The sequence below is a fragment of the Streptomyces sp. NPDC104307 genome (assembly GCF_055584045.1).
In genome coordinates this window covers 271,609-296,662 of the sequence record NZ_JBVJMU010000003.1, presented here as the reverse complement: position 1 = coordinate 296,662, position 25,054 = coordinate 271,609, and the positions used below count along the sequence as shown (strand labels likewise).

Sequence of the window (25,054 nt, the reverse complement as noted above, 5' to 3'; positions counted from 1 at the left end):
TTACGCGGCAGGTGGGCGGGTAACTCGGGGACAGACCCGGCCCACCTATACGATCTCCTGCCGCTGGGTAAGAAAGCGTCAATCCCAGGTCGCTTTCTTATCCGCCGCATACCGCAGCTGGAGTACGCCGCGGCTGCACCCTCACTCCACCCTGGGGCGCACCAGGCCCGATTCGTAGGCGATTACCACCAATTGCGCGCGGTCGCGGGCGCCCAGCTTGGCCATCGCCCGGTTCACATGCGTCTTGACGGTCAGCGGGCTGACCACCAGGCGCTCCGCGATCTCGTCGTTGGAGAGCCCGGCCGCGACCAGGACCAGCACCTCGCGCTCCCGTGTGGTGAGGGCGGCGAGGCGCGCGGAGTACTCCGCCGCGCCCGGTCCCTCTTCGCCCGAACCGCCGCCCTGCGCCAGGAACGTGGCGATGAGCCCCTTGGTCGCGGCCGGTGAGAGCAGCGCCTCGCCGCCCGCGGCGATCCGGATGGCGTTGAGGAGCTCCTCCGGTTCCGCGCCCTTGCCGAGGAAGCCGGAGGCGCCGGCCCGCAGCGACTGGACCACGTACTCGTCCACCTCGAAGGTGGTGAGCATGACGACGCGTACGCCCGCGAGTTCGGGGTCGGCACTGATCATCCGGGTCGCGGTGAGCCCGTCGGTGCCGGGCATCCTGATGTCCATCAGCACCACGTCCGCGCCGGTCGAGCGGGCCAGCTCCACCGCTGCCGCGCCGTCGGCCGCCTCACCGACCACCCGCATGTCGGGCTCCGAGTCGACGAGCACCCGGAACGCGCTGCGCAGCAACGCCTGGTCGTCGACGAGCAGGACCTTGATGGCCGGTGTCATGCGTTCTCCCCCGTCCGGCCCGCCATGCCCGGTTGATCCGGCTGCTGCGGGAGGGCCTTGACGGGCAGGATCGCATGGACGCGGAAGCCGCCGCCGTAACGGGGTCCGGCGTTGAGGGTGCCGCCCAGGGCCGTGACCCGTTCCCGCATGCCGAGCAGTCCGTGGCCGCCCCCGTCGGCCGTGCCGCCCTGGTTCCCCCGGCCGTTGTCGAGCACCATGACCTCGGCGGTGGCCCCGACCCGTACGACGCTGACCTCGGCCTTGGCGCCGGGGCCCGCGTGCTTGCGGACGTTGGTCAGCGCCTCCTGGATCACCCGGTACGCGGCCAGGTCCACGGCGGCGGGCAGCGGTGGGTTCTCGTCTGCCGCGCAGGCCACCTCGACGGGCAGCCCGGCCCGGCGCACGGTCTTCACCAGCTCGTCCAGGACGGCGAGGCCCGGGGCGGGTTCGGTCGGCGCCTCCGGGTCGCCGGACTGGCGCAGCAGCCCGACGGTGGCCCGCAGTTCGTTGAGCGCGGAGCGGCTCGCCTCGCGGACGTGGGCGAGCGCCTGCTTGGCCTGGTCGGGGCGCTTGTCCATGACGTGGGCGGCGACCCCGGCCTGCACGTTGACCAGGGCGATGTGGTGGGCGACGACGTCGTGCAGGTCGCGGGCGATCCGCAGCCGTTCCTCCGCCACCCGTCGCCCGGCCTCCTCCTCCCGGGTCCGCTCGGCCCGTTCGGCGCGTTCCCTGATCGCGTCGACGAAGGCGCGCCGGGAGCGCACCGCGTCGCCCGCGGCGCCGGCCATCCCGGTCCAGGCGAAGACGCCGAAGTTCTCCTGGCTGTACCAGGGCGCCGGCCCGAAGAGCATCGCGGCGGCGGTGAGCGCAGCCATCGTGAGCAGCCCGACCCGCCAGGTGGTGGGCCGGTCGGTGCGGGCGGCGATGGTGTAGAGCGCGATGACCACGCTGAACACGACCGGGGTAGGCGGGTCCACCAGCACCAGTTCGATGACCGTCAGCCCGCCGGTGGCGACGAGCACGGCCATCGGGTGGCGGCGGCGCCACACCAGGGCGAGGGCTCCCAGCACCATCAGCAGCACGCTGCTCGCGCCGGGGGTACGGGTGCCGAAGGTGTGTCCGCTGTGCGAGCCGGGGTCGGCGAACGAGCCGATGATCATGGCGGTGAGCACGCACAGGGCGAGTGCTCCGTCCAGCGCGAGCGGATGGTCGCGCAGCCAGTGCCGGACGCGCAGCACGCCGGTTCCGAGGGTGGTCACGTCAAGCAACGTTACGGCGTGTCGCGCGGGAATCCGTCCGGCCCGCGGCGAGCGGCCCGGCCCCCGTACGCACGGCAGTGCCCCGCGTCCGGCGGACCGGGCGCGGGGCACTGTCGGTGCGGGTGCTGGTGCTGTCGGTCGTCAGCCGGGAATGCCGGGAATCAGACCGTCGTCGCGAAGCATGGCGCGTACCTCTTCGAGGCTCGCCTCCGGTGACGGCAGGATCAGCTCGGACGGCTCCAGGGAGTCATCCGGCAAGGGCTTGCCGAGTTCGCGCACCCTGGCGAGGAGCGCGTGGAGAGTGGAGCGGAAGCCGGGGCCGTCGCCGCTCTCCATTTCGGCGAGCAGTTCGTTGTCGAGCTCGTTGAGCTCGGCGAGATGACTGTCGGCCAGGAGTACCTGGCCCTCCCCCATGATCCGTACGATCATGACGCTGCCTTAGTTCTTGTCGAATTTGTTCGGGGACCGGTCCTGGGACTGCTGCTGGGCGGCATCCTGCGGGCCGCCCTCGATGGCCTGCTGCGAGGAGGAGCCGCCGGCCAGTTCGGCCTTCATGCGCTGGAGCTCCAGCTCCACGTCAGAGCCACCGGAGATCCGGTCCAGCTCGGCGGTGAGGTCGTCCTTCGCCGTGCCGGTCGGGTCGTCCAGGGCGCCGGAGGCGAGCAGCTCGTCGATCGCGCCCGCGCGCGCCTGGAGCTGCTGGGTCTTGTCCTCCGCCCGCTGGATCGCCAGGCCGACATCGCCCATCTCCTCGGAGATGCCCGAGAAGGCCTCCCCGATCCGGGTCTGCGCCTGGGCCGCCGTGTAGGTGGCCTTGATCGTCTCCTTCTTGGTACGGAAGGCATCGACCTTGGCCTGGAGCCGCTGGGCCGCGAGAGTGAGCTTCTCCTCCTCACCCTGCAGCGTGGTGTGCTGCGTCTCCAGGTCGGTGACCTGCTGCTGGAGGGCCGCCCGGCGCGACAGCGCCTCGCGGGCCAGGTCCTCGCGACCGAGCGCGAGTGCCTTGCGGCCCTGGTCCTCCAGCTTCGAGGTCTGGCCCTGCAACTGGTTCAGCTGCAGCTCCAGACGCTTGCGCGACGTCGCCACATCGGCGACACCGCGGCGTACCTTCTGAAGCAGCTCCAGCTGCTTCTGGTACGAGTAATCGAGGGTCTCGCGCGGGTCCTCGGCCCTGTCAAGGGCCTTATTCGCCTTCGCGCGGAAGATCATCCCCATACGCTTCATGACACCGCTCATGGGCTTCGCGCGCCCCCTTCTGACTTAACCGGTCTCCAGCACTCCGACAGAACCCACAGTACGGGCCCTGCCTCTATTACCGCACTGTTCGAGCGTGGATGGGCTCCTCCCAAAGGACGACTGCTCCCGGTAACCACTCAGGCCCAGGGAGTAGACGAGGGTCAGGGAGAGGGCGGGGAAGCCCGGATCGTCCGGCTCGTACACCGGCAAGGACGCAGGCCGTTGCCGGATCGTTCCCGGCCGGTCTGGGGTCGCCGCGATCTACCCCGTACCCTTGGGCCTTGTGTTCCGTAGCCGCTCCAAGGAAGAGAAGGCCCCCACCGGCAAGGTGACGGCGGACCTCTCCAAGACGCCCCGCGACCCGCAGGCCCCCAAAGGTCGCCCCACCCCCAAGCGCAGCGATGCCCAAACGCAGCGCCGTCGTGCCTCCAGTGGAGCGCCGACCGACCGCAAGGAGGCCATGAAGCGCCAGCGCGAGGCGCGCCGCGTGGACATGGCCAAGCAGCGTGAGGCGCTCGCCAGTGGTGACGAGCGCTATCTGCCGGCCCGTGACAAGGGCCCGGTGCGGCGCTTCGTCCGTGACTTCGTGGACTCGCGCTTCTGCATCGCGGAGTTCTTCCTGCCGCTCGCCGTGGTCATCCTGATTCTCAGCGTGATCCAGGTGCGGGGCATCCAGAACATCTCGCTGCTGCTCTGGCTCGGCGTCATCGTGCTGATCGTGGTCGACTCGATCGGGCTGACGTTCCGGCTGCGTAAGCAGCTGAACGAGCGGTTCCCCGATACGCCCAAGCGCGGCGCGGTCGCCTACGGCCTGATGCGCACGCTCCAGATGCGACGGCTGCGGCTGCCCAAGCCGCAGGTCAAGCGCGGAGAGCGGCCCTGAGTACGGATCTCTTCGGCTCGGCCGGCGGCGCGTCCGCCGACCGGCCGGGTGATGCCGTCGCCGGGTTCTCCGGAGCCGCTTCCGCGTGGCTGGACGGGCTCGGCGGGCTGCGCAACACCGTCCGCCAGGAGCTGGTCGCCCGGCAGCTGGACGAGCAGATCGCGGGCCGCTTCCCGGTCGGGCAGCGGCTGCGGATCCTGGACGTCGGTACGGGCCAGGGCACGCAGGCACTGCGCCTCGCCCGCGCCGGGCACACGGTGACCGGCCTGGAGTCCGACACCGAGATGCTGCGGACCGCCCGTGAGGCGCTCGCGGGCGAGCCTGCGGGAATCCGTGAGCGGGTCCGGCTCATCGAGGGCAACGGCCAGGACACCGGGGTGCACTTCCTGCCCGGCAGCTTCGACGTGGTGCTCTGCCACGGCGTGCTCATGTACGTCCAGGCGCCCGACGCCATGGTGGCCGGGCTGGCCCGGATGCTCGCGCCCGGCGGACTGCTGTCGCTGCTCGTGCGGAACGCCGACGCGCTGGCGATGCGGGCCGGGACCGCCGGGGACTGGGACACGGCGGTGGCCGCATTCGACACGGACCGCTACACCAACCGGCTCGGGGTGTCCGTGCGCGCGGACCGGCTCGACGCCCTCACCGCGACGCTCGCCGGGATCGCGGCGCCGCTGCACGCCTGGTACGGGGTGCGGGTCTTCACGGACAACGTGGGCAACGATGTGCCACTGCCCGCCGCGGCGGAGCTGGAACGCGTGCTGGCGGCGGAGGACCGGGCGGGCCGGACGGACCCCTACCGCAGGGTGGCGGCCTTGCTGCACCTGTGCGGGGTACGGGGCTGAGAGGCCGACCCGGCTGCGCTCGGGCGGGTGCGCTCAACGAGCCGCCAATGGGGCTGAAAGTAATAATCCGGACATGGATTCCCTTCACTCCCGTCACTCCCGCCGCCGTGCGCGCCGGCTGCTGCTGCCTCTGACCGCGGGTGCCTGTGCGATCGCGCTGACCGGCGGCTGCTCGGACTCGCACTCGAACTCCGCCGGGCCCGACGCGACGAAGGCCGGGCAGGTCCAGCAGGGCTCGGCCGTCAAGGCCACCGGCGACCTCCAGGCCGAATACGAGTCCGTCATCAAGGACGTCCTGCCCTCCGTGGTGCAGATCGACGCGTCGGACAGCCTGGGTGCCGGCATCGTCTACGACACCAAGGGCCATATCGTCACCAACGCCCACGTCGTCGGCAAGGAGAAGAACTTCAAGGTCAGCTCGGCCACCGGCGAGCGGGTGCTGAGCGCCTCGCTGGTCGCCGCCTACCCGGAGCAGGATCTCGCCGTCATCAAGCTCGACAAGGTGCCCAAGGGGATCAAGGCCGCGAAGTTCGGTGACTCGGACAAGGTCGCGGTGGGGCAGATCGTACTGGCGATGGGTTCACCGCTGGGGCTCTCCAGCAGCGTCACCCAGGGCATCGTCTCCGCGCTCGGCCGGACCGTCAGCGAGAGCAGCGCGGGCGGCGGCACCGGGGCCACCATCGCGAACATGGTGCAGACCTCCGCCGCGATCAACCCGGGCAACAGCGGGGGCGCGCTGGTCAACCTGGACAGCGAGGTGATCGGCATCCCGACGCTGGCGGCGACCGATCCGCAGCTGGGCGGGAGCGCGGCGCCGGGGATCGGGTTCGCGATCCCGGTGTCGATGGTGAAGACGGTCGCGGACCAGATCATCAAGAGCGGCAAGGTCACCGACTCGGGCCGGGCGGCGCTGGACATCACCGGCCGTACGGTCGTCGACGACAGCTACAAGCCGGCCGGGGTCGCGCTCGTCAGCGTCTCGAAGGGCGGCGCGGCGGAGAAGGCGGGGCTGCGGGTCGGCGACATCATCACCAAGATCGGTGACACCCAGGTCACCACGATCACGTCCCTGTCGGAGGCCCTGGCCTCCGACAAGCCGGGCCAGAAGGTCACCGTGACGTATCTGCGCAGCGAGTCGAAGAAGACCGCGCAGGTCACCCTGGGCGAGATCTGAGAGCCGGAGCGGGCGGAGCAGAACGGCCGCACGGCCGCCGGGCAGCCCTCGACGGGTGCGCCCGGCGGCCGTCCGGCTCAGCCCTGCTCGGCCTGCTCCGCCTGCTCGGCTTGCTCCGCCTGCTCGGGCTGCTCCGCCTGGAGGCTCATCGGGCCGTAGATCTTCGTCGAGTCCTCGAAGAGCGTCACCTGGGCCGCTCCGCCGTCGAGGAGTTCCTTCCAGTACTCACCGATCCAGGACTCCGCGTCGCCCTGCGTCGTGAATTCCTCCGGCTGAAGGGCCGGCTCCGTCTCCGTACCGTCGGACTTCTCGAACCGCCACGTCCACGCCATGTCCGCCTCCTGGGTCACTTGTTACGCTCCGCAGCCTAGGGCCTGTCCGGCGGATCAGGGTCGGAAAGGGCGCGGTGTCTGGTGCGGTGCATCGCAAGGCGCCGAAATGCCCTCAGGTGGGGTCTCCCCTGCTCGAACGAAGCTGAGAGCTTGGGGAAGGAGCGATTCGGGTGTTTCGGCAACGCGGCGAGGTGCCGTGCCAGACACCGTGACCCCGGCCATGATCCGCCGGACAGGCCCTGGTGGCTCCGGACCTGCGCGGGAGGGGGCCGGGCACGCCGGGTGCACCCCACGTCGCGCACCCGGTGCGGGTACGCGGGAGGATCGGACCGTGGAACTGACTCTGCTCGGTACCGGAGCCCCCGACGGGCTGCCCCGGCCGGAATGCCCCTGCGCCGCCTGCGCCACCGCCCACGGGGTGCGCAGCCGGGCCGCGACCGCTCTGCTGGTCGATGACGCGCTGCTGCTCGATCTCACCCCCGGGGCGGTGTTCGCCGCCGCCCGTGCGGGGCATTCGCTGACCGGCGTACGCCAGGTGCTGCTCACCCATCCGCACGACGGCCCCGCCGTCGAGCTGCCCCCGGGGCTGCCCCCGGCCGGCCGGGTGCCGGACGGGCAGGTGCTGACGCTGATCAGCGGCCACCGGGTGCGGGCCGTGCCGATGGACGCGCCGGGCACCGGGTACGAGGTGACCGCGCCGGAGGGCGAGCGGCTGCTGTACCTGCCGCCGGGCGCCGCCCCCGCCGGTCTCGCCGACCGGATGGCGGAGCCGTACGACATGGTGGTCTGCGATGTCGTGGGCCGGCCCGACGCGGTGGCCCGGCTGCGGGCCGTCGAGGCGGTCGGTCCGGCCACCGAGGTGGTCGCCGTCCATCTGGACCATGACGCGCCCTACGGGCCCGCGCTCGACCGCCGGCTCACGGCCGCCGGGGCACGGGCCGTGCCGGACGGGACGACGCTGCCGGTCGGCGGGTACCACGCCGCGCTGGACGTCCCCCGGCGCACCCTGATCACCGGCGGCGCGCGGTCCGGGAAGTCGGTCGAGGCCGAGCGGCGCCTGGAGACGTATCCGGAGGTCGTGTACGTGGCGACCGGCGGCGCCCGCGACGGCGACGCGGACTGGGCGGCCCGGATCGGACTGCACCGGGAGCGCAGACCCGCTGCCTGGCGCACCGAGGAGACCTGCGAGCTGGCGGAGCTGCTGGCCTCCGACGGGCCCCCGCTGCTGATCGACTGCCTCTCGCTCTGGCTGACGGACGCGATGGACCGGGTGGACGCCTGGGACGACGCTTCGTGGGCCGGTGGCGGGCGGAGCACGCTGCGCGAGCGGACGGGCGAGCTGGTGGCCTCTGTACGCGGGACGCGGCGGACCGTGGTCCTGGTGACCAACGAGACCGGGTCCGGGGTGGTCCCGGCCTCTGCGGCGGGGCGGCGGTTCCGGGACGAGCTGGGCCGGCTGAACGCCTCGGTGGCCGCCGAGTGCGAACAGGTGCTGCTGGTGGTGGCCGGGCAGTCGCTGCCGCTGCGCGGCTGAGCCTCTGAGCCTCTGAGCCTCTGAGCGGCACGGCGTACCAGCGGGGTCCGGAAATCGCGGCAGGTACTGTTCCGCAGGGGAGGTTCCGGCAGCCTCTGAGAGGCTGCCGCCGGGCTCCCCGGCCCACCTGACGTATCGACCCGCGAGGCAGACCCCCGTGAATCTGGACGACTTCTCCGACCTGATCGAACGCCCCGACGGTGGTGTGCGGCGAGACGCCGAAGAGCGCCGGGAGCGCTTCGCGGTGCCGCCGGGCGCCCTCGGCCGCCTGGACGAGCTGGGTGAATGGCTCTCGGCCGCCCAGCAGGCCGTACCGGTCAGGCCGATCGGGCAGCCTCGGGTGGTGCTGTTCGCCGGTGACCACGGGGTGGCGGCGCTGGATGTCTCGGGCCGGGCGGCCGGGACCGCGTACGAGCTGGTGCGGGCCACGCTGGAGGGTGCGACACCGGCCGCCGTGCTGGCCCGCCGGTCCGGCGTACCGGTGCGGATCGTCGACGCCGGCCTGGACTGCGACCCGGAGCTGCTGCCCGAGCAGGTGGTACGGACCCGGGTGCGGCGCGGCAGCGGCCGGATCGACATCGAGGACGCGCTGACGGCCGAGGAGGCCGAGCGGGCGGTGCGCCTCGGGATGGCGATCGCCGACGAGGAGGCCGACTCCGGCACGGACCTGGTGGTGCTCGGTGACCTGAGCGTGGGCGGCACGACGGCCGCGGCCACCCTCATCGCGGCGCTGTGCGGCACCGACGCCTCGGTCGTCACCGGACGCGGCGGCGCGGGCATCGACGACCTGGCGTGGATGCGCAAGTGCGCGGCGGTCCGGGACGCGCTGCGCCGGGCCCGGCCGGTCCTGGGCGACCAGCTGGAGCTGCTGGCCGCGGTGGGCGGCGCGGATCTGGCGGCGATGACCGGCTTCCTGCTCCAGTGCGCGGTGCGCCGGCTGCCGGTGGTGCTGGACGGTGTGGTCTCCGCAGCCTGCGCGCTGGTCGGCCAGCGGGCGGCGTTCCGGGCGCCGGACTGGTGGCTGGCGGGGCATGTGAGCGGGGAGCCGGCGCAGGCGAAGGCGCTGGACCGGATGGCGCTCAACCCGCTGCTCGACCACGGCGTCATGGTCGGGGAAGGAAGCGGGGCATTGCTCGCACTTCCGTTCGTGCAGGCCGCTGCCGCGCTGGCGGCGGAACTGCCCGAGCGCGCACCGGCCGCCGACGAGGACGAAGCGGACGGCGAGAAGGAAGAGCGCGGCGAAGGGGCCGGCGAGAGCGAACCGGCCGGGAGCTGACGAGAAGCGGCTGACCGATCAGGCCGCGGTCGCCGGACACCGGCCGCAGGGTGGCCCCTTGTGAAGTGCGATGCCCCATATGATCGCTTTTCATGGGAGAGGTCAGATTGGCCAGCGAGGAATCCGGGCAGGGCGCCGTCCCGGCACAGAGCACCGTCCGGTCACAACGCAGCGCGGCCTTCGCCATCTGGTACCTGCGCGTCGTGTCGTTCATCAACTTCCTGAGCGCCGCCTGGGTCACCTTCGGACAGGATCTCCGGCGCCACAACACCGAGAACTACTTCACGCCCTATCTGCTCACCGCGGGCTTCTCGTCCGGGGTGGTGGCGCTCTTCCTGGCGGTCACCATGCGGCGGCGCAAACGCGCCGCGTGGATCGTCAACATGGTCCTGAGCGGGCTGACGCTGCTGCTCTTCGCCGCGGTGATCGGTTTCCCGGAGATCCGCCGGTACCCGCAGAACTGGATCTCGCTGGCGCTGACCGCCTCCTTCGTCCTCGCGCTGGCCCTCGGCCGGCGCGAGTTCTACGCGAAGGGCGACCGGTCCAATCCGAAGCTGGCCGCACTGGTGGCGGTCGTAGGGCTGCTGGTCACCTCGCTGATCGCGGCGGCCCTGGTCGCCGCCACCAACACCGCGCACGACGAGGCCCGTTCGACGTTCCTGGACCGCTGGCGCTACGGGGCACTGCGGCTGGTGTCCGTCGCGGACAACGACTCCCGGTTCCCCGGCATCAGCACGCCCGGCTGGGTCAACGTCGTGATCAACATCATGTCCACGCTGCTGCTGATCGCCGTCGTCTACGCGGCCTTCCGCTCCCGCCGGGCGGTCGATCCGATCAGCCCGCAGGACGAACAGGCGCTGCGCGTCCTGCTCGACAAGCACGGCGACCGGGACTCGCTCGGGTACTTCGCGCTGCGCCGCGAGAAGAGCGTCATCTGGTCCCCGACCGGTAAGGCGGCCGTCGCCTACCGGGTGGTCGGCGGGGTCTCGCTGGCCTCCGGTGATCCGATCGGTGACCCGGAGGCCTGGCCCGGCGCGATCGGCCCCTGGCTGGCAGAGGCGCGCGAGCACGGCTGGACCCCGGCCGCGATGGGGGTGAGCGAGGAGGGCGGCACGATCTACGCCCGGCACGGGCTCGACGCCCTGGAGCTGGGGGACGAAGCGATCGTGGAGACCGCCGAATTCACCCTGGAGGGACGGGCGATGCGCACCGTCCGCCAGGCGTACAACCGGGTCCGGCGGGCCGGTTACGAGGTCACGGTGCGCCGGCACGAGGAGATCCCGGAGGCCGAGATGGCCGAGCTGGTGCGCCGGGCCGACGACTGGCGCGACGGGGCGACCGAGCGCGGCTTCTCGATGGCCCTGGGCCGGCTCGGCGACCCGGCCGACGGGCAGTGCGTGATGCTCGAATGCCGGTACACCGGCACGTCCCCCGAGGAGGGCGAACAGGGCGAGCTGCGGGCCGTGCTGAGCTTCGTCCCCTGGGGCCCGAACGGGCTCTCGCTCGACCTGATGCGCCGTGACCGGGACGCGGAGAACGGACTGATGGAGTTCATGGTCATCGAACTCCTGCAACGGGCGCAGGAGATCGGCATCACCCAGGTCTCGCTGAACTTCGCGATGTTCCGCTCGGTCTTCGAACGGGGCTCCCGGCTCGGTGCCGGGCCGGTGCTCCGAATGTGGCGGTCGATGCTCAGCTTCTTCTCGCGCTGGTGGCAGATCGAATCGCTCTACCGCGCCAACGCCAAGTACCGGCCGATCTGGGAACCGCGCTTCCTGCTCTTCGAGAAGAGTTCCGACCTGCTGCGCATCGGTATCGCGGCCGGACGCGCCGAAGGATTCCTGGAGGCGCCCGGTCTGCCCAAGTGGCTGCACCGCTCGCACCTCGGACCACGTGGATGAGACCGGTGCGCGCCCTCGGTCGGGTCCGCCGTGCGGCCCGCCGGGAGTGGGGTCCGCTGGGGGCGACCGTACGGGCGGGGCTCGCGGCCGACCGGCTGCGGGCCGTCCCGATGACGCTGGCGGCGGTCGGTCTCACCGCGCTGCTCCAGGTGGTGCAGAACCGGTCCTGGGGCTACGGACCGGTGCAGACGCTCGGTGCCGTGCGGGCCGAGGATCCGCTGTGGGCGGCTCTGCTGCGTACCCCGCTGTCGCTGTTCGTGCCCGCGCCGGACCTGCCCGTCTGGGGTGCGCTGGCGCAGTTGCTGCTGGTGTTCGGGATCGCCGAGATCTGCCTGGGCCGGTGGCGGACGCTGTTGATCGCGTACGTCGCGACGCTGGCCGGGACGCTGTACGCGCGGATCGGCGTCGCGGTCGGCCCCGACGGGCTCTTCGGACTGCCCGTCTCCGACGCGCTGGAGGTCGACACCGGCCCCTCGGCCGCCGTGGTCGCCCTGGCGGTCTACCTCGCCTACGTCCACCGGGCCTGGTTCACCGGGGCGCTGGTGATCGGGGCGATGGCGGCCGAGGTCGTCGTCAAGGACAACCTGGCGGGCAAGGAGCATCTGGCGGCCATCGCGGCGGCCCTCGTGCTGTGCGCGGTCTCGGCCCGCCACGACCGGCGCAGGCTGCGGCGCCGCCGTCAGGGCTTGGGGGTGGGCGCCGGGACCCGGTCGGGCGCCCCGCCGATCAGGTCCTGGAACCTGCGGCGCGGGCCCGCCCAGCGGACGTCGTGGTGGTAGGCGCGCAGCACGGAGCGGGAGCGGGCCCGGTGCCGGTTGCGGTAGAACCGCTTCGCCCACGTCGAGGTCGGCCGGGCGAGGCGGATCGCCCCGATGAGGGCGACGAACGGGACCAGGGTGCCCACCACCGCCATCCGCGCCTTGCCCTTGAACAGCGAGATCAGCACGAAGCAGAAGTTGATGATGACGGTGAGCACGGCGCTGAGGCGGCCCTGCTGCTGATCGTCGCTCAGGTCGTTCACACCGAGCGGCGAGAACCCGCCGAGCACGAGCAGCACCAGCGCGGCGGTCAGGACCACGACCTCGACGCTCTGGCGGCCCTCCTCGGTCCAGTACACGTCGTCCAGGTGCAGGATCAGCGCGAACTCGTCCAGCACCAGCCCGGCGCCCATGCCGAAGACCACCGCACAGATCCCGGCGGTGACCCCGTGCCGCCCGCTGCCGACCGCGCCGAAGCCGCCGACCACGCTCAGCACCACCCCGGGCACCACGTGGTGAACGTGGACCCCGCGGGGGGTGAAGTTGCGGAACGGTCCCTTCCCGGCCCGGATCATCCGGGTGATGACCCGGGTGATCCCGAAGGTCAGCACGAAGGAGGCCAGCGCCAGGAGCAGGGGCAGCTTCCCCGGCTCGACGACGTTCTGATCGAACCAGTGACCCATGCCACCCACTCCCGATAAGCCGCTTTCGCCCCGCTCCATGGCGTTTCGGACAATCTATCGGCCACGCCCACCGATTAGCCTGCGCGCCGTGACCTCCCTGAACAGCCACGGCATACGTTTCGCCTTCGGCACCCTCACCGTGATCCCCGTCCGCGTCACCCGCTGGGACCGTGCGGCGGCGCGGGCCGGGATGCTGTGCGCCCCGCTGGCCGGACTGGCCGTGGGGGCCCTCGCGGCGGTGCCGGGCAGCCTGCTGCTGCTGTCCGGCTCGGGGCCGCTGCTCGCCGCCGTGGTGAGCGCGGCGGTGCCGGCCGCGCTCACCAGGGGGCTGCACCTCGACGGTCTCGCGGACACCGCCGACGGCCTCGGCAGCGGGAAACCGGCCGGGGACGCGCTGCGGATCATGAAGCAGTCCGACATTGGGCCGTTCGGTGTGATCACCCTGCTGTTCACACTGCTCGCACAGGTGGCGGTCCTTCAGCAGCTGTACGCGCAGAGCTGGCGGCAGGGCGCGGCAGCGGCCGTCGTCGCGGGCGTCGTCGCCCGGCTCGCCCTCACCCTCGCCTCCCGCGACGGGGTCCCGGCGGCCCGCCCGGAGGGGCTGGGCGCCGCGGTCGCGGGCGCGGTCCCGGTGCGGGGCGCGGTGGCGGTCGCGCTCGTGACGGTGGCGGCCTGCGCGGGCGCGGGAGCGCTGCTCGGCGGGTACGGGGCGCTGAGGTACGGGCTCGCCGCGCCGGCCGCTCTCGCGGTCGCCCAGCTGCTCCTGCGGCACTGTGTGCGGCGGTTCGGCGGGGTGACCGGCGATGTGTTCGGGGCACTGGCGGAGACGGCGGCGACCGTCACGCTGGTGGGGCTGGCGCTCGGCTGAGACGTCCGGTCAGGCCCCGGCCGCCGGGCAGCGCTCGCGCCAGACGCCGAGCTCGTACTTCTTGAGCAGCGAGCTCAGCCCCAGCCGCCGGGAGTCGGCGCAGAACCGTGCCACCGGCAGCTCGTACTCCACGTGGAAGACCGCCTTGCCCGCCTTCACGAACGGGCTCAGCTCCTCGCACTCCTCGTACTGGGCGCACTGCTCGTTGACCGCGAAGTCGAAGTCCCCCACCAGCTCCGGGATCTGCGGGAGGTCGTTCTTCAGGCCGACGGCCATGCCGTGGCGGTGGGCGGCGCGGGCGACGAGCCGGTTGTAGCGCAGCTGGTGGGCGGCGGTCAGCGGGAAGCCGGAACGGTTGCGGTAGCCGTCCATGTTGTCGGGCTCCACCGCGTCGAAGCCCTTCTTCGCGCACATCGCGATCCGGGCCTCCATCAGCGGCTCCAGCACGTCGGTGCGGCGGATGTCGAGCCACCGCTCCCCCGCCCAGCCGTTGCTCTTCCCCAGGACCGCCGCCGGGAAGTCGTCCGCGTCCGGGCGGAACTCCTCCCAGGCGCCGGTGGAGAGGTAGCAGATGACCTTGCGCCCCTTGCGGTGCAGCCCGGCCACCTGCGACTTGTCGTGGTCGAAGCCGTCGATGTCGTACACCGGGGCGTCCACGGTGGTGTCCAGCCGGCCGGAGAGCTGCCACTGCCAGTCCGTGCCCGGCTCGGGCTGCCAGCGGGCCCCGGCGGACCGGCCTGCCCCGGCGGACCTGCCTGCCCCGGCGGATTCCGGCGCCGAGGTGCAGCCCACCAGCACGGCCAGCAGAATCAGTACGGCGACGGGCAGCACAGCCGGCCCCCCAGTCACCCTTGCGGCCGACCGCTCGCGCATCGTTCTCCCAGCTCACCAACGTGCCGCCAACCGTGTTGAGGTCGCGGCCCGTTCCCCCCGGGAAGATCATCCCGACAGGACAACCGTACGACGGCCGGACACGTACTCGGAGACGTACTCGGCCCGCCGCCGTGATCCGGCACCAAGGGCGCGCGTAGGCTCATTCCCGGCACATTGCGGCGGCGTCTACGATGCGCCGGGCACGGTCGGCCCACCCCTTCGACCAACACAGACCGGCACAGAACTCTACGGAAGCGAGATTTCACCACCGTGACTGCTCTCACTCTCAGCACCTCCGGTGCGGCGACACTGCGCGCCGACGCGCTCGTCGTCGGCGTCGCCAAGGGCGACAAGGGCCTGGTCCTCGCACCGGGTGCCGAGGCCGTCGACAAGGCGTTCGGCGGGAAGCTCGCCGCCGTCCTGGAGACCCTGGGCGCCAGTGGTGCCGAGGGCGAACTGACCAAGCTCCCCGCGCCCGACGGCCTGAAGGTCCCGGTCGTCATCGCGGCCGGACTCGGCCCGGTCCCGGCCAAGGACGGCTCCTACGACGCCGAGGCGCTGCGCCGGGCCGCGGGCTCCGCCGCCCGCTCGCTCACCGGCTCGAAGAAGGCCGGCTTCGCGCTCCCCATCGGCACCGTCGAGGACGCCGAGGCCATCGCGGAGGGCGCCCTGCTGGGCGCGTACGCCTTCACCGCCTACCAGCGCGGCGAGAACAAGCTCGCCCCCAAGGCCTCCAGTGGCGCCAAGCTGCCGCTCGCCGAGGTGGCCGTGCTCGGCGCCAAGCCCCGCGACAAGGCGTTCAAGGCCGCCGGTGAGCGTGCCGTCGCGCTGGCCGAGGAGATCAACCGCGCCCGCGATCTGGTCAACACCCCGCCGAACGACCTGTACCCCGAGTCCTTCGCCGCCGTGGCCACCGCCGTCGGCAAGGAGCACGGCGTCAAGGTGCAGGTGCTCGACGAGAAGGCGCTCGTCAAGGGCGGCTACGGCGGCATCCTCGGCGTCGGCCAGGGCGCGTCCCGCGGCCCGCGCCTGGTGAAGCTCGCCTACACGCACCCGAAGGCGGAGAAGACCCTGGCCCTGGTGGGCAAGGGCATCACCTACGACTCGGGCGGCATCTCGCTGAAGCCGGCCGGCCACAACGAGACGATGAAGTGCGACATGGCCGGCGCCGCCGCCGTGTTCGCCTCCGTCGTCACGGCCGCCCGCCTGGGCCTGCGCGTGAACGTCACCGGCTGGCTGGCGCTGGCGGAGAACATGCCGTCGGGCAACGCCACCCGCCCCGGTGACGTGCTCAACATGTACAGCGGCAAGACCGTCGAGGTGCTCAACACGGACGCCGAGGGCCGTCTGGTCCTGGCCGACGCGCTGACCCGCGCCTCCGAGGAGAAGCCGGACGCGATCGTCGACGTGGCGACCCTGACCGGCGCGATGGTGCTGGCCCTGGGCAACCGCACGTTCGGCATCATGGCCAACGACGACGCCTTCCGCACCTCGGTCCACGAGATCGCCGAGGAGGTCGGCGAGGCCTCCTGGCCGATGCCGCTCCCCGCCGACCTGCGCAAGGGCATGGACTCCCCGACCGCCGACATCGCCAACATGGGCGAGCGGATGGGCGGCGGCCTGGTGGCCGGCCTGTTCCTCAAGGAGTTCGTGGGCGAGGGCATCGCCTGGGCGCACCTGGACATCGCGGGCCCGGCCTTCCACGAGGGCGCCCCGTACGGCTACACGCCGAAGGGCGGCACCGGATCCGCGGTCCGCACCCTGGTGAAGCTGGCGGAGCGCACCGCGGCCGGAGACCTGGGCTGAGGCCGAGGCCGTAGCTGACGGACGGCCCCGGGCATACGTCCGGGGCCGTCCGTGTTGCACCCACGGCACCGCTGCCGGGTCCGGGCGGGTTTCGCTCTCGACGAAACTCGACGAAATCAGCCCTCCCTACGCGGCGGTAACCCGCCGGAACGGACGATCGTCCGTCCCGGACCAGGGCCCCGCGTCCCGCCCACCGTCAACAAGTGCGAAGATGGGTTCTCGGCAGGACAGGGCCCCCACCACAGGGCCGAATGACAAAAGCGGCCGCACACCAGCCGACCGGCCGGTCACACCCCGATGACGGGGCCCGGCGTACGGCGCACATGCATGGAGGACGTGACGTGGCGAACGACGCCAGCACCGTTTTCGACCTAGTGATCCTCGGCGGTGGCAGTGGCGGTTACGCCGCGGCCCTGCGCGGAGCGCAGCTGGGCCTGGACGTCGCTCTGATCGAGAAGGGCAAGGTCGGCGGCACCTGCCTGCACAACGGCTGTATCCCCACGAAGGCCCTGCTGCACGCCGGTGAGATCGCGGACCAGGCGCGCGAGGCCGACCAGTTCGGTGTCAAGGCCACCTTCGAGGGCATCGACATGGAGGCCGTCCACAAGTACAAGGACGACGTGATCTCGGGCCTGTACAAGGGTCTGCAGGGTCTCATCGCCTCCCGCAAGGTGCACTACATCGAGGGTGAGGGACGGCTCTCCTCCCCCACCTCGGTGGATGTGAACGGCCAGCGCATCCAGGGCCGCCACGTGCTCCTGGCGACCGGCTCCGTGCCGAAGTCGCTGCCGGGCCTGGAGATCGACGGCAACCGCGTCATCTCCTCCGACCACGCGCTGAAGCTGGACCGGGTCCCGAAGTCCGCGATCGTGCTGGGCGGCGGCGTCATCGGCGTCGAGTTCGCCTCGGCGTGGAAGTCCTTCGGCACCGACGTCACCATCGTCGAGGGCCTCAAGCACCTGGTCCCGGTCGAGGACGAGAACAGCTCGAAGCTTCTTGAGCGCGCGTTCCGCAAGCGCGGCATCAAGTTCAACCTCGGTACGTTCTTCCAGGGTGTCGAGTACACCCAGGACGGCGTCCGGGTGACCCTCGCCGACGGCAAGACCTTCGACGCGGAGGTGCTGCTGGTCGCCATCGGCCGCGGCCCCGTCTCGCAGGGCCTCGGTTACGAGGAGGCCGGTGTCGCGATGGACCGCGGCTACGTCCTCGTCGACGAGTACATGCGGACGAACGTCGAGACCATCTCGGCCGTGGGCGACCTGGCCCCGACCCTCCAGCTCGCGCACGTCGGCTTCGCCGAGGGCATCCTCGTCGCGGAGCGGCTGGCCGGTCTGAAGACCGTTCCGATCGACTACGACGGTGTCCCGAAGGTGACGTACTGCCACCCCGAGGTCGCCTCCGTCGGTATCACCGAGGCCAAGGCCAAGGAGCTCTACGGAGCGGACAAGGTCGTCGCCCTCAAGTACAGCCTCGCGGGCAACGGCAAGAGCAAGATCCTCAAGACCGCGGGCGAGATCAAGCTCGTCCAGGTCAAGGACGGTGCCGTGGTCGGCGTCCACATGGTCGGTGACCGTATGGGCGAGCAGGTCGGCGAAGCCCAGCTGATCTACAACTGGGAGGCGCTGCCGGCCGAGGTCGCGCAGCTCATCCACGCCCACCCCACGCAGAACGAGGCGATGGGCGAAGCCCACCTGGCCCTGGCCGGCAAGCCTCTGCACTCCCACGACTGATTCAGTCGACGGGCGCGACGACCGACCTACTTCCGCACATTCGTAAGGAGCAACTGAAACCATGTCGGTTTCCGTAACCCTTCCGGCGCTCGGCGAGAGCGTCACCGAGGGCACTGTCACCCGTTGGCTGAAGGCCGAGGGCGAGCGCGTCGAGGCCGACGAGCCGTTGCTTGAGGTATCGACCGACAAGGTCGACACCGAGATCCCGGCTCCCGCCTCCGGCATCCTGGCCTCCATCAAGGTCGCCGAGGACGAGACCGTCGAGGTCGGCGCAGAGCTGGCCCTCATCGACGACGGCACCGGTGCGCCGGCCGCCGAGGCGGCTCCGGCCGCCGAGCCCGAGGCCGCCCCGGCCCCGGCACCGGCCGCCGAGGCCCCTGCCGAAGCTCCGGCCCCCGCGGCCGAGGCTCCGGCCGCCGCCCCCGCCGGTGGCGCCTCCGGCACCGACGTCACCCTTCCGGCGCTCGGTGAGAGCGTCACCGAGGGCACCGTCACCCGCTGGCTGAAGGAGGTCGGCGAGGAGGTCACGGAGGACGAGCCCCTCCTTGAGGTCTCCACGGACAAGGTCGACACCGAGATCCCGGCCCCGGTTTCCGGTGTGCTGCTGGAGATCGTCGTCGCTGAGGACGAGACCGCGGAGGTCGGCGCCAAGCTGGCCGTCATCGGTGCCCCCGGCGCCGCTCCGGCCGCTGCTCCGGAGGCCGCTGCCCCGGCTCCGGCCGCCGCCGCTCCGGCACCGGCCGCCCCGGCGGCTCCCGCCGCTCCGGCTCCCGCTGCCCCGGCTCCGGCCCCGGCTCCGGCCGCTCCCGCCGCACCGGCTGCCGCTCCGGCCCCGGCCGCTCCGGCGCCCGCCGCCGCCGCACCGGCTCCGGTCACCCCGGCGGCTCCGGCCGCCGCCCCGGCCGCGACCTCCGGTGACGACGGCGCGTACGTCACGCCGCTGGTCCGCAAGCTCGCCGCCGAGAACGGCGTCGACCTGGGCGCGGTCAAGGGCACCGGCGTCGGTGGCCGTATCCGCAAGCAGGATGTCGTCGCCGCCGCGGAGGCCGCCAAGGCCGCCGCTGCCCCGGCACCCGCCGCCGCTGCTCCGGCCGCCTCCAAGGCGCCGAAGCTGGAGGCCTCCCCGCTGCGCGGTCAGACGGTCAAGATGACCCGCATGCGCAAGGTCATCGGCGAGAACATGATGAAGGCGCTGCACTCGCAGGCCCAGCTGACGACGGTCGTCGAGGTCGACGTCACCAAGCTGATGAAGCTGCGCAACAAGGCGAAGGACGCCTTCGCGGCCCGTGAGGGCGTCAAGCTCTCCCCGATGCCGTTCTACGTCAAGGCCGCCGCCCAGGCGCTGAAGGCCCACCCGGTCGTCAACGCCCGGATCAACGAGGACGAAGGCACGATCACGTACTTCGACTCGGAGAACATCGGCATCGCCGTGGACGCCGAGAAGGGTCTGATGACCCCGGTCATCAAGGGTGCGGGCGACCTCAACATCGCCGGTATCTCGAAGAAGACCGCCGAGCTGGCCGGCAAGGCCCGCGGTGGCGGCCTGACGCCGGACGACATGTCCGGTGCCACCTTCACCATCAGCAACACCGGCTCGCGCGGTGCGCTGTTCGACACCGTCATCGTGCCGCCGAACCAGGCAGCCATCCTGGGCATCGGCGCCACCGTCAAGCGTCCGGCCGTCATCGAGACCGAGGAGGGCACCGTCATCGGTGTCCGTGACATGACGTACCTCGCGCTCTCCTACGACCACCGTCTGGTGGACGGCGCCGACGCCGCCCGCTACCTGACCTCGGTCAAGGCGATCCTGGAGGCCGGTGAGTTCGAGGTCGAGCTCGGCCTCTGAGCACCACGGTTGTAACCAGCCTCACCAGCGGCGCCCCCGTCCGGACCACTCCCGGGCGGGGGCGCCGCCGTATTGTCTAGACACCACCGGCCGCTCCGGCAGCCGAGTTGGGTGCAGGCAGCACCGGTTTGCCCGAAGGAGCCCCACATGACCCCGCCCGTCGTCCACTCGCTGCGCGAACAGATCCGCGAGCACATCGTGGACGGGATCGTCAGCGGGCGCTGGAAGCCGGGCGAGCGGATCGTGGAGCGGCGCATCGCCACCGAACTGGAGGTCAGCCAGACCCCCGTGCGCGAGGCGCTGCGGGAGCTGGAGACGCTCCGGCTGATCGAGTCCGCCCCCAACAAGGGCGTCCGGGTCCGCAACCTCACCGCCGCCGACCTGGAGGAGAGCTACCCGGTCCGGGCCGGCCTGGAGCAGATCGCGGCCGAGCTGGCGGCCCCCGGGCTCGGCGAGGACTGCTCGCTGCTCGCACCCCATGTGACGGCGCTGTACGAGGCCGACCGGCTGGCCGACGGCGAGGCCCAGGTGCGCCACACGGTCGGCTTCCACCGCGAGCTGGTCCGGGCGGCCGGCAACGCCGTACTGCTGCACACCTGGGAGGGGCTGGGCATCGAGGTGTTCACCGCCCTCTCGATCCGCTGGCTCGGCACGGTGCAGAAGTCGTACGCGGAGGAGCACGAGGCGCTCATCGAGGCGTTCCTGCGCAAGGACGCGGACATCGGCGTACTGGTCAAGGCGCATGTGCTCGGCTGCGCCCCGCGCGCCTGAGCGGGACGGGCACCTGAGCCGGGTGGGCGGACGTCGACGTCGACCATGGTGCGCATGTGACGTGAGTGGCGCTCGCCTGTGCAGTTGAGCGCCCCTTTTAGGCGCTATATCCCGTCACTGCGTGCCCTGTTCTGCGGCACGCCATGCCACTTTCTCCATATCGAGAAGTTTTGCCTTTCATCCTTTGATCGATCATCGATCGGCGACTTACAGTTCATCCGCGGGCCCACCGGCCCCATCGCCCTGTCCTGCCAGTCAGGGACCTTTCTCCACCCCCCTCCTCACCGGAAGGCGGCGATCATGACCGACCCCGTAGGAAAGCTTCCGAGCGAGCTCGACCAGCTCCCGGACCGCGACCCCGAGGAGACCGCCGAATGGGCGGCCTCCCTGGATGCCGTCACCAAGGCCGCAGGCCCGCACCGCGCCGCATACCTGATGCGCCGCTCGCTCCAGCATGCCGAGGGCGCCGGTCTCGCGCTGCCCAAACTGCTGGAGACCGATTACGTCAACTCCATCCCGACCGCCGCCGAGCCCGCGTTCGACGGCGACCTGGAGATGGAATCGAAGATCACCGCGTGGAACCGCTGGAACGCGGCCGCGATGGTCACCCGCGGCTCCCGCTTCGGCGTCGGCGGCCACATCGCCACCTTCGCCTCCGCGGCCTGGCTGTACGAGACCGGCTTCAACCACTTCTTCCGTGGCAAGGAGGGGGACGGCTCCGGCGACCAGCTCTACATCCAGGGCCACGCCTCCCCCGGCATATACGCCCGCGCCTTCCTGGACGGCCGGCTCAGCGAGCAGCAGCTCGACAACTTCCGCCAGGAGGCGGGCGGCGAGGGTCTGCCCTCCTACCCGCACCCGCGGCGGCTGCCCTGGCTGTGGGAGTTCCCCACCGTGTCGATGGGCCTCGGCCCGCTCTCGGCCGTCTACCAGGCGCGCTTCAACCGCTACCTGACCAACCGCAACATCAAGGACACGTCGAACTCGCACGTCTGGGCCTTCCTGGGCGACGGCGAGATGGACGAGCCCGAGTCGACCGCCGCCCTCGCCCTCGCGGCCCGTGAGCAGCTCGACAACCTGACTTTCGTCATCAACTGCAACCTGCAGCGCCTCGACGGTCCGGTCCGCGCCAACTTCCGCGTGGTCCAGGAGCTGGAGGGCGCGTTCCGCGGTGCCGGCTGGAACGTCGTCAAGACGCTCTGGGGCAACGCCTGGGACGAGCTGTTCCAGCTCGACACCACGGGTGCGCTGGTGCGCCGGCTCCGGGAGGTCCCGGACGCGCAGTTCCAGACGTACGCCACCCGTGACGTCGCCTACATCCGCGAGCACTTCTTCGGCGCCGAGCCCGCGCTCGCCGAGCTGGCGAAGCTGCTCACCGACGCGAAGATCGCGGAGTGCTTCCACACCTCGCGCGGCGGCCACGAGGCCCGCAAGGTGTACGCGGCGTACAAGGCGGCGCTGGAGCACAAGGGTGCTCCGACGGTGATCCTGGCGCAGACGGTGAAGGGCTACACGCTCGGCCCCGGCTTCGAGTCGCGCAACGCCAACCACCAGATGAAGAAGCTCGACGGCAAGCAGTTCCGCGCCATGCGCGATCTGCTGGAGCTGCCGATCCCGGACTCGAAGCTGGACGAGGGCCTGGTGCCGTACGGCCACCCGGGCGCCGACTCCCCCGAGGTCCGTTACCTCCAGGAGCGCCGTGCCGCCCTCGGCGGTCCCGCCCCGGCCCGCCGGGTGCACGCGGTGGCGCTGCCCGCGCCGGAGGAGCGCGCGTTCGCCGCGCTGAAGAAGGGCTCCGGCAAGCAGGAGCTGGCCACCACGATGGCCTTCGTCCGCCTGGCCAAGGACCTGATGCGGGACAAGGAGACCGGCAAGCGCTGGGTTCCGATCGTCCCCGACGAGGCCCGCACCTTCGGCATGGAGGCGCTGTTCCCGTCGGCCGGCATCTACTCGCCGCTGGGTCAGACGTACGACCCGGTCGACCGCGACCAGCTGATGTACTACAAGGAAGCCAAGGACGGCCAGGTCCTCAACGAGGGCATCACAGAGGCCGGCGCGATGGCCGACTTCATCGCCGCGTCCACGTCATACGCGACGCACGGCGAGCCGATGATCCCGTTCTACATCTTCTACTCGATGTTCGGCTGGCAGCGCACGGGTGACCAGTTCTGGCAGCTGGGCGACCAGCTCGGCCGAGGCTTCGTGGTCGGTGCCACGGCGGGCCGTACGACCCTGACGGGTGAGGGCCTCCAGCACGCGGACGGGCACTCGCACCTGATCGCGTCCACGAACCCGGCGTCGCTCAACTACGACCCGGCGTTCGCGTACGAGATCGCGGTGATCGTCCAGGACGGTCTGCGCCGGATGTACGGCCCGGACGCCGAGAACGTCTTCTACTACCTGACGGTCTACAACGAGCCGAAGCCGCAGCCCGCGATGCCGGAAGGCGTCGAGGAGGGCATCGTCAAGGGCCTCTACCGGTTCAAGGAGGGCACGCCGGCGAAGGCGGACGCGCCGCGCCTCCAGCTGATGGCGTCCGGTACGGCGATCCACTGGGCCCTGGAGGCCCAGGAGCTGCTGGCCTCGGACTGGGGTGTCACGGCCGACGTCTGGTCCGCCACCTCGTGGGGCGAGCTGCGCCGCGACGCGCTGGAGTGCGACGAGGCGCTGCTCCGCGGTGAGCAGCGGACGCCGTACGTGACCCAGGCGCTGGAGGGCGCTCCGGGTCCGGTCCTCGCGGTCAGCGACTGGATGCGCGCGGTGCCGGACTCGATCAGCCAGTGGGTGGAGCAGGACTGGTCCTCGCTCGGTACGGACGGCTTCGGCCTCTCCGACACCCGCGAGGCGGCCCGCCGCCACTTCGGCGTGGACGCGCAGTCGGTCACCGTCGCGGCCCTGGCCCAACTGGCCCGTCGCGGCGAGGTGCCGGCGTCTGCGGTCAAGGACGCGCGCGAGCGGTACGGGCTCTGACGGCCCGGAGGACGGGGCCCGGGTCCCCCTGCTCCCCGTCCTCCGCTTCTTCCAGCCCGTCCGGCAGAGGCTCTGTCCTCAATCGCCGGACGGGCTTGAATTCTCCGGGCTTCCCCGGCCCGAGGCCGCGTCCTCAAACGCCGGACAGGCTTGGACTCTCCGAGGTTTCCCGGCCCAAGGCCTTGTCCTCAAGCGCCGGACGGGCTTGATTTGCCTGCTCCAGCGATTTCATGCGCGGCAGGGCGCGCCCCCAAGCCCGTCCGGCGATTGAGGACGTCTTTTGAGCCCGGCCGGCGTTTGAGGCCACACTTCAAGCCCGGCCGGCGCTTGAGGCCAAACCCAGCCCGGCCGGCGATTGAGGCCACACACCAAGCCCGGCCGGCGATTGAGGCCACCCAGGCGCGCCGGGCCGCAGGCACACGCACCCCGAACCGCGGCCACAATGGCCGCATGCGTGCTGCCCGGCTCATCAGAATGGTGCTGCTCCTGCAGAACCGCCCCGCCATGACCGCCGCCGAGCTGGCCCAGGAGCTGGGGGTGTCGGAGCGGACCGTCACCCGGGACTCCCAGGCGCTCTCCGAGGCGGGGATTCCGGTCTACGCGGAGCGGGGGCGGGCGGGTGGGTACCGGCTCGTCGGCGGGTACCGCACCGGGCTCACCGGGCTCGCCCGTGACGAGGCCGAGGCGCTCTTCCTGTCCGGGCTGCCCTCCGCGCTGCGCGAGATGGGGCTGGCGGATGCCGGGGACGCCGCCCGGCTGAAGGTGTCGGCGGCCCTGCTGCCCGCCCTGCGGGACGCCTCCACCGGGGTCAGCCGCCGCTTCCACCTGGACGCGCCCGGCTGGTACCGGGAACCGGTCACCCCCGAGCTGCTGCCCGCCGTCGCCGAGGCGGTCCGGGACGACCGGACGGTGCTGGCGCGCTACCGGCGACCCGGCCGGGACACCGAGGTGGAGCGGGAGCTGTCGCCGTACGGACTCGTGCTCAAGGCCGGGGTCTGGTACCTCTGCGCCCGCGCGGCGGACGACTTCCGGGTCTACCGGATCGACCGGTTCACGGCCGTCACCGTCTCCGACACCCGGTTCGTCCGGGACGAGAGCTTCGACCTGCCGGGGTTCTGGGACGAACGCGCGGCGCAGTTCGCCCGGTCGATCCTGCGTACCGAGGTGACGCTGCGTCTCTCGGAGGCCGCTGCCGCCCTGCTGCCGCACACCGTGGACCGGGCCGCCGCCACCGACGCCCTGGACGCGGCCGGGCCGCCGGGGCCCGACGGCTGGGTCACGGTCACTCTGCCGGTCGAGTCCCTGGATGTCGCGTACGGCCAGCTGCTCTCCCTGGGACCGGAGTTGGAGGTCCTGGAACCGGCCGGACTGCGGACCCGGTTCGCCGACGCGGCCGAACGGCTGCACTCGCTCTACCGGCGGCCCCGGTAACGATCACCCCTGCGGTGGAGACCGTAAGGCTTCATTTCGGTGTC

21 protein-coding genes are annotated in these 25,054 nt (G+C 71.7%); 14 read left to right on the top strand and 7 right to left on the bottom strand.

Annotated features, from left to right (window positions below):
• Window positions 1-141 precede the first annotated feature (141 nt).
• From ACZ601_RS11395 to ACZ601_RS11380, 4 genes are all read right to left on the bottom strand, one after another.
• Window positions 142-837 carry a response regulator gene (locus ACZ601_RS11395; RefSeq protein ID WP_469535922.1) on the bottom strand — a complete coding sequence of 232 codons (696 nt, stop codon included), beginning with the start codon at window positions 835-837 and terminating at the stop codon, window positions 142-144.
• Window positions 834-2,096, bottom strand: coding sequence for a sensor histidine kinase (locus ACZ601_RS11390; protein WP_469535919.1), 1,263 nt, complete (start codon window positions 2,094-2,096; stop codon window positions 834-836). The genes ACZ601_RS11395 and ACZ601_RS11390 overlap by 4 nt, the downstream gene beginning before the upstream one ends.
• 141 nt (window positions 2,097-2,237) lie before the next feature.
• Window positions 2,238-2,525 carry a PspA-associated protein PspAA gene (gene pspAA / locus ACZ601_RS11385; protein ID WP_469535916.1) on the bottom strand — a complete coding sequence of 96 codons (288 nt, stop codon included), beginning with the start codon at window positions 2,523-2,525 and terminating at the stop codon, window positions 2,238-2,240.
• Window positions 2,526-2,534: 9 nt separating this feature from the next.
• Entirely contained in the window at window positions 2,535-3,320 is a 786-nt protein-coding gene (locus ACZ601_RS11380; protein WP_073735606.1) for a PspA/IM30 family protein, read from the bottom strand.
• A gap of 295 nt (window positions 3,321-3,615) precedes the next feature.
• On the opposite strand from ACZ601_RS11380, the gene ACZ601_RS11375 reads away from it, so the two are divergent.
• The 3 genes from ACZ601_RS11375 to ACZ601_RS11365 all read left to right on the top strand — a co-directional run bounded on the left by ACZ601_RS11375 (window position 3,616) and on the right by ACZ601_RS11365 (window position 6,231).
• On the top strand, window positions 3,616-4,215 hold the full coding sequence (locus ACZ601_RS11375; RefSeq protein ID WP_311306123.1) for a DUF3043 domain-containing protein: 600 nt from the start codon (window positions 3,616-3,618) through the stop codon (window positions 4,213-4,215).
• An 89-nt stretch (window positions 4,216-4,304) separates the two neighbouring features.
• Window positions 4,305-5,057, top strand: coding sequence for a class I SAM-dependent methyltransferase (locus ACZ601_RS11370; RefSeq protein ID WP_469536482.1), 753 nt, complete (start codon window positions 4,305-4,307; stop codon window positions 5,055-5,057).
• Window positions 5,058-5,130: 73 nt separating this feature from the next.
• A complete protein-coding gene (locus tag ACZ601_RS11365; protein WP_469535912.1) occupies window positions 5,131-6,231 on the top strand; it encodes a S1C family serine protease in 1,101 nt (366 codons plus the stop codon).
• Between the two features lie 77 nt (window positions 6,232-6,308).
• Here ACZ601_RS11365 and ACZ601_RS11360 read toward each other — a convergent pair whose 3' ends face one another.
• Window positions 6,309-6,563, bottom strand: coding sequence for a hypothetical protein (locus tag ACZ601_RS11360; RefSeq protein ID WP_469535909.1), 255 nt, complete (start codon window positions 6,561-6,563; stop codon window positions 6,309-6,311).
• 331 nt (window positions 6,564-6,894) lie between these two features.
• Between ACZ601_RS11360 and ACZ601_RS11355 the strand changes: the two genes are divergently transcribed.
• The 4 genes from ACZ601_RS11355 to ACZ601_RS11340 all read left to right on the top strand — a co-directional run bounded on the left by ACZ601_RS11355 (window position 6,895) and on the right by ACZ601_RS11340 (window position 12,053).
• Window positions 6,895-8,097: a bifunctional adenosylcobinamide kinase/adenosylcobinamide-phosphate guanylyltransferase gene (locus ACZ601_RS11355; protein WP_469535905.1), complete on the top strand. Its 1,203-nt coding sequence runs from the start codon at window positions 6,895-6,897 to the stop codon at window positions 8,095-8,097.
• Window positions 8,098-8,254: 157 nt separating this feature from the next.
• On the top strand, window positions 8,255-9,373 hold the full coding sequence (gene cobT / locus ACZ601_RS11350) for a nicotinate-nucleotide--dimethylbenzimidazole phosphoribosyltransferase (RefSeq protein WP_469535902.1): 1,119 nt from the start codon (window positions 8,255-8,257) through the stop codon (window positions 9,371-9,373).
• Between the two features lie 92 nt (window positions 9,374-9,465).
• Complete coding sequence (locus ACZ601_RS11345; protein WP_469535900.1) at window positions 9,466-11,274, top strand: phosphatidylglycerol lysyltransferase domain-containing protein; 1,809 nt, start codon at window positions 9,466-9,468, stop codon at window positions 11,272-11,274.
• On the top strand, window positions 11,271-12,053 hold the full coding sequence (locus ACZ601_RS11340) for a hypothetical protein (RefSeq protein WP_469535897.1): 783 nt from the start codon (window positions 11,271-11,273) through the stop codon (window positions 12,051-12,053). The genes ACZ601_RS11345 and ACZ601_RS11340 overlap by 4 nt, the downstream gene beginning before the upstream one ends.
• Here the strand turns inward: ACZ601_RS11340 and ACZ601_RS11335 are convergent.
• The gene (locus ACZ601_RS11335) at window positions 11,954-12,715 is read right to left on the bottom strand and encodes a hypothetical protein (RefSeq protein WP_469535894.1); all 762 of its coding nucleotides are present in this window, start codon (window positions 12,713-12,715) and stop codon (window positions 11,954-11,956) included. The genes ACZ601_RS11340 and ACZ601_RS11335 overlap by 100 nt on opposite strands.
• A gap of 88 nt (window positions 12,716-12,803) precedes the next feature.
• On the opposite strand from ACZ601_RS11335, the gene ACZ601_RS11330 reads away from it, so the two are divergent.
• Window positions 12,804-13,583 carry an adenosylcobinamide-GDP ribazoletransferase gene (locus ACZ601_RS11330; protein WP_469535891.1) on the top strand — a complete coding sequence of 260 codons (780 nt, stop codon included), beginning with the start codon at window positions 12,804-12,806 and terminating at the stop codon, window positions 13,581-13,583.
• A gap of 9 nt (window positions 13,584-13,592) precedes the next feature.
• Here ACZ601_RS11330 and ACZ601_RS11325 read toward each other — a convergent pair whose 3' ends face one another.
• Window positions 13,593-14,456 (bottom strand): endo alpha-1,4 polygalactosaminidase, encoded by an 864-nt coding sequence (locus ACZ601_RS11325; RefSeq protein WP_469535888.1) that lies wholly within the window; start codon window positions 14,454-14,456, stop codon window positions 13,593-13,595.
• A 270-nt stretch (window positions 14,457-14,726) separates the two neighbouring features.
• On the opposite strand from ACZ601_RS11325, the gene ACZ601_RS11320 reads away from it, so the two are divergent.
• The 6 genes from ACZ601_RS11320 to ACZ601_RS11295 all read left to right on the top strand — a co-directional run bounded on the left by ACZ601_RS11320 (window position 14,727) and on the right by ACZ601_RS11295 (window position 25,010).
• Window positions 14,727-16,262 (top strand): leucyl aminopeptidase, encoded by a 1,536-nt coding sequence (locus tag ACZ601_RS11320; RefSeq protein ID WP_469535885.1) that lies wholly within the window; start codon window positions 14,727-14,729, stop codon window positions 16,260-16,262.
• A 341-nt stretch (window positions 16,263-16,603) separates the two neighbouring features.
• Window positions 16,604-17,992: a dihydrolipoyl dehydrogenase gene (gene lpdA / locus ACZ601_RS11315; protein ID WP_390090255.1), complete on the top strand. Its 1,389-nt coding sequence runs from the start codon at window positions 16,604-16,606 to the stop codon at window positions 17,990-17,992.
• 61 nt (window positions 17,993-18,053) lie between these two features.
• Window positions 18,054-19,838, top strand: a complete 1,785-nt coding sequence (gene sucB / locus ACZ601_RS11310; RefSeq protein ID WP_469535883.1) for a 2-oxoglutarate dehydrogenase, E2 component, dihydrolipoamide succinyltransferase — start codon at window positions 18,054-18,056, stop codon at window positions 19,836-19,838.
• Between the two features lie 147 nt (window positions 19,839-19,985).
• The gene (locus tag ACZ601_RS11305) at window positions 19,986-20,609 is read left to right on the top strand and encodes a GntR family transcriptional regulator (RefSeq protein WP_440575890.1); all 624 of its coding nucleotides are present in this window, start codon (window positions 19,986-19,988) and stop codon (window positions 20,607-20,609) included.
• 300 nt (window positions 20,610-20,909) lie between these two features.
• Complete coding sequence (gene aceE / locus ACZ601_RS11300) at window positions 20,910-23,579, top strand: pyruvate dehydrogenase (acetyl-transferring), homodimeric type (protein WP_469535880.1); 2,670 nt, start codon at window positions 20,910-20,912, stop codon at window positions 23,577-23,579.
• A 450-nt stretch (window positions 23,580-24,029) separates the two neighbouring features.
• Window positions 24,030-25,010 (top strand): helix-turn-helix transcriptional regulator, encoded by a 981-nt coding sequence (locus ACZ601_RS11295; RefSeq protein WP_469535877.1) that lies wholly within the window; start codon window positions 24,030-24,032, stop codon window positions 25,008-25,010.
• Window positions 25,011-25,054: the final 44 nt, after the last annotated feature.

Excerpts from the sequence above, each read along its gene's own strand:
- pspAA (WP_469535916.1), bottom strand. The coding sequence starts at position 2,525 with ATGATCGTACGGATCATGGGGGAGGGCCAGGTACTCCTGGCCGACAGT.
- ACZ601_RS11340 (WP_469535897.1), top strand. The coding sequence starts at position 11,271 with ATGAGACCGGTGCGCGCCCTCGGTCGGGTCCGCCGTGCGGCCCGCCGG.
- ACZ601_RS11365 (WP_469535912.1), top strand. The coding sequence starts at position 5,131 with ATGGATTCCCTTCACTCCCGTCACTCCCGCCGCCGTGCGCGCCGGCTG.
- ACZ601_RS11395 (WP_469535922.1), bottom strand. The coding sequence starts at position 837 with ATGACACCGGCCATCAAGGTCCTGCTCGTCGACGACCAGGCGTTGCTG.
- ACZ601_RS11295 (WP_469535877.1), top strand. The coding sequence starts at position 24,030 with ATGCGTGCTGCCCGGCTCATCAGAATGGTGCTGCTCCTGCAGAACCGC.
- ACZ601_RS11305 (WP_440575890.1), top strand. The coding sequence starts at position 19,986 with ATGACCCCGCCCGTCGTCCACTCGCTGCGCGAACAGATCCGCGAGCAC.
- ACZ601_RS11380 (WP_073735606.1), bottom strand. The coding sequence starts at position 3,320 with ATGAAGCGTATGGGGATGATCTTCCGCGCGAAGGCGAATAAGGCCCTT.
- ACZ601_RS11360 (WP_469535909.1), bottom strand. The coding sequence starts at position 6,563 with ATGGCGTGGACGTGGCGGTTCGAGAAGTCCGACGGTACGGAGACGGAG.
- sucB (WP_469535883.1), top strand. The coding sequence starts at position 18,054 with ATGTCGGTTTCCGTAACCCTTCCGGCGCTCGGCGAGAGCGTCACCGAG.
- aceE (WP_469535880.1), top strand. The coding sequence starts at position 20,910 with ATGACCGACCCCGTAGGAAAGCTTCCGAGCGAGCTCGACCAGCTCCCG.
- ACZ601_RS11345 (WP_469535900.1), top strand. The coding sequence starts at position 9,466 with ATGGGAGAGGTCAGATTGGCCAGCGAGGAATCCGGGCAGGGCGCCGTC.
- ACZ601_RS11335 (WP_469535894.1), bottom strand. The coding sequence starts at position 12,715 with ATGGGTCACTGGTTCGATCAGAACGTCGTCGAGCCGGGGAAGCTGCCC.
- ACZ601_RS11325 (WP_469535888.1), bottom strand. The coding sequence starts at position 14,456 with ATGCGCGAGCGGTCGGCCGCAAGGGTGACTGGGGGGCCGGCTGTGCTG.